The sequence below is a fragment of the Streptomyces sp. RPT161 genome, assembly GCF_027533845.1.
In the GTDB taxonomy this organism is placed as follows: domain Bacteria; phylum Actinomycetota; class Actinomycetes; order Streptomycetales; family Streptomycetaceae; genus Streptantibioticus_A; species Streptantibioticus_A silvisoli_A.
The window spans coordinates 1-3,835 of record NZ_JAPZVN010000055.1 but is presented as its reverse complement, the minus strand read 5'-3'; the positions used below and the strand labels follow the sequence as shown (position 1 = coordinate 3,835).

General features: G+C 72.1%; 1 protein-coding gene. It reads right to left on the bottom strand.

All coding sequences use genetic code 11. The features are described from left to right. On the bottom strand, positions 1–3,835 hold a 3,835-nt coding region (locus O5O46_RS34825), incomplete at both ends, for an SDR family NAD(P)-dependent oxidoreductase (protein WP_269859692.1).

The window sequence follows — 3,835 nt, the reverse complement described above, 5'->3', positions numbered from 1 at the left end:
GGGCACAACACCCACCGACCGCCACAGCTCAGCCAACGACACCATCACGGCGAACAACACCGGCTGAACCACATCAACCCGGTCCAACGACGGCGCACCCTCATTCCCCCGCAGCACATCGACCAATGACCAATCAGTGAACGGTTCCAAAGCCGCCGCACACTCATCGATCCGGGCAGCGAACACGGGTGAAGCGTCCAACAACCCGACGGCCATGCCTACCCATTGCGACCCCTGTCCGGGGAACAGGAAGACCCCTTGGCCCCCGACTCCTGCCCCCTCAACGAGGTTCGGCAGGCTGAGCCCCTGGGCCAGTGCGTCCAGTCCGCGCACGAAGTCTTCCCGGTCACGGCCGACCACCACCGCGCGGTGGTCCAGTCCGGCCCGGGTGGTGGCCAGCGAGTAGCCGACGTCAGCGGGCCGCAGGTCACCGTGGGTGCCGAGGTGGGCAAGCAACCGCTCGGCCTGTCCGCGCAGCGCCGCCTCGCTCTTGCCGGAGAGCACCCACGGCACGACGGGCGAGGTGTCGGCGGACTGTACCGGGGTCTCCTCCTCAACGGTAGGGGCCTGTTCGAGTACGGCGTGCGCGTTCGTACCGCTGAAGCCGAACGAGGACACGCCCGCACGGCGCGGATGACCGGTCTCGGGCCACTCGCGCGCCTCGGTCAGCAGTGAGACCGCGCCCGCCGACCAGTCCACGTGCGGCGTCGGCTCGGCGATGTGCAGTGACTTCGGCAGCACGCCGTGCCGCATCGCCAGCACCATCTTCATCACACCGGCGACACCGGCCGCGGCCTGTGCGTGGCCGATGTTGGACTTGATCGACCCCAGCAGCAGGGGTTGGTCCTCCGGCCGCCCCTGGCCGTAGGTGGCCAGCAGTGCCTGCGCCTCGATGGGGTCACCGAGCGAGGTACCGGTGCCGTGCGCCTCGACGACGTCCACCTCGGCGGCGGTGAGTCGGGCGTTCGCCAGCGCCTGGCGGATCACCCGCTGCTGCGAGGGGCCGTTGGGCGCGGTGAGGCCGTTGCTGGCACCGTCCTGGTTGACCGCGGTGCCCCGCACCACGGCCAGCACCGGGTGGCCGTTGCGCTGGGCGTCCGACAGCCGCTCGACGAGCAGCATGCCCACGCCCTCGGCCGGGGAGAACCCGTCGGCGTCCGACGAGAACGCCTTGCAGCGGCCGTCCGTGGAAAGCCCACGCTGACGGCTGAACTCGATGAAGGTGCCCGGGGTCGACATCACCGTCACACCGCCCGCGAGCGCCAGCGAGCACTCGCCGTTGCGCAGCCCCTGAACGGCCAGGTGCAGCGCGACCAGCGACGCCGAGCACGCGGTGTCCACCGTGACGGCCGGGCCCTCAAGCCCGAACGTGTACGACAGCCGGCCGGAGACAACGCTTCCGGCGGTGCCGGTCGCCAGGTGGCCTTCGAAGCCCTCGCCGCTGCCCTGCATCAGCATCGAGTAGTCGGAACCGTTGGTGCCCACGAAGACACCGGACTGGCTGCCGCGCAGCGTCGCCGGATCGATCCCGGCCCGCTCGAACGCCTCCCAGGACGTCTCCAGCAGCAGCCGCTGCTGCGGGTCCATCGCCAGCGCCTCACGCGGGCTGATGCCGAAGAACCCGGAGTCGAACCGTGCCGCGTCGCTGAGGAACCCGCCCTCACGGGTGTACGAGGTGCCCTGCGCGTCCGGATCCGGGTTGTACAGCGCCTCGACGTCCCAGCCGCGGTCCAGCGGGAACCCGCTCAGCGCGTCACCGCCGGAGTTCAGCAGCCCCCACAGTTCCTCCGGCGATCGCACGTCCCCGGGGAAGCGGCAGCTCATCGCCACGATCGCGATCGGCTCGTCACTGGCGGTGGCGGCAGCGGTCGGCAGCGGAGCCGCCAGCGCGCCCTGCTCACCGGAGAGTTCGGTGCGCAGATACCTGGAGAGGGCGGTCGGCGTCGGGTAGTCGAAGATCAGGGTCGGCGGCAGCCGCAGCGCCGTCGCCCCGTTCAACCGGTTCCGCAGCTCCACGGCGGTCAGCGAGTCGAAGCCCAACTCCTTGAACGCCCGGTTCGCCTCCACCGCGTCCGCGCCCTGGTAGCCCAGTACGGAAGCGACGGCGCCGCGCACCAACTCCAGCAGCAGCCGCTCCTGTTCGGCCTCGGAAAGGCCCGACAAACGCTGTACGAGGGCCGCGCCGCCTGCCGCCTCCTCGTCGGCGTCGGCGCGTAGCGACTCCATGACCGCCCTGGCCTCGGGCAGGTCGTGCAGCAGCGGGCGCGGGCGGCCGGAGGTGAAGGCCAGGACGAAGCGCTTCCACTCCATGTCGGCCACGGTCAGCGTGGTCTCGTCCCGGTCCAAGGCGTGCTGGAGCGCGGTGACCGCGAGTTCCGGTGCCATCTCCAGCACACCGTGGCGGCGCATCCGGTCACCGACCGCGCCCTCCGCCATGCCACCGTCACCCCATGGCCCCCACGCCACCGAGGTCGCGGGCAGCCCGGCGGCGCGCCGGTACTCGGCGAAGGCGTCCAGGAACGCGTTCCCCGGCGCGTAGTTGCCCTGCCCCGGGGCGCCGAAGGTGGCGGCGAAGGACGAGAACAGCACGAACGCGGACAGGTCGAGGTCACGGGTCAGCTCGTGCAGGTTGCGCGTGGCGTCGACCTTGACCCGCAGCACCCGGTCGAGCTGCTCCGGGGTCAGCGCCTCGATGACCGCGTCGTCCAGTACGGCGGCGGTGTGCACGACGGCCGTGAGCGGCCGGTCGGCGGGTATCTCGGCGAGCAGTGCGGCCAGCGCGTCCCGGTCGGCCACATCACAGGCCGCGATCGTGGCCTCGGCGCCCAACTCGGATAGTTCGGTGCATAGTTCGGTGGCGCCGGGTGCGTCGAGGCCACGGCGGCTGGTCAGCACGAGGTGCCGGGCGCCGGTGCGGGCGAGGTAGCGGGCGACGTGCGCGCCGAGCGCCCCGGTGCCACCGGTGACCAGGACGGTGCCGTCCGGCCGCCAGTCACGCACGGCGGGCGTCTGCGCCAGGGGGGCGCGTACCAGCCTGCGGACGTACAGCCCGGAGGGCCGCACCGCGACCTGGTCCTCGCTGTCGGTCCCGGCGAGGGCCGCCACGATCCGGGCCAGCGCGCGGTCGTCGACGGCTTCGGGCAGGTCGACCAGGCCGCCCCAGCGCTCACCGTGTTCCAGCGCCACGACCCGGCCAAGGCCCCACACCAGCGCCTGCGCGGGGTCGTCCAGCGGCTCCGCACGGTTGACGGCAACCGCACCACGGGTGGCCAGCCACAGCGGCGCGTCGATCCCTGCATCGCCGAGCGCCTGCACCAACGCCATGGACGCGTGCAGCGGCTGCGGCTGGCCGTCCAACGCCAGCAGCGACAGCACACCGCTGAACGGCCCCTCCTCGGCGGCGAGCGCATCGGCCAGCGACTTCCGGCCGGTGTCGGCCGCAGTCAACCGCCTTACGGACGCCCCTCGTTCGGCGAGTACGCGGGCCGCCTCAGCCGCCCATGGGCTCTCCTGGTCGGACGCCACGAGCAGCCAGGTGCCGGACAGCCGTGCCGCCGTCTCCTCGGCCACCGGCTTCCAGGTGACCCGGTAACGCCAGCCGTCCACCGTCGAGTTCTCACGCCCCTGCCTGCGCCAGGCGGACAGCGCGGACAGCGCCTCACTCCACGGCTGGTCGCCGTCCACCGCCAACTCGGCGGACAGCGCCTCGAAGTCCTCGCGCTCGACGGCCTCCCAGAAGCGGGCCTCCACGGAGTCCGTGCCACTGTCTTCAGCGGGGTTGGCAGCGCCGGACTCCAGCCAGTAGTGCTGGCGCTGGAAGGCGTAGGTGGGCAGG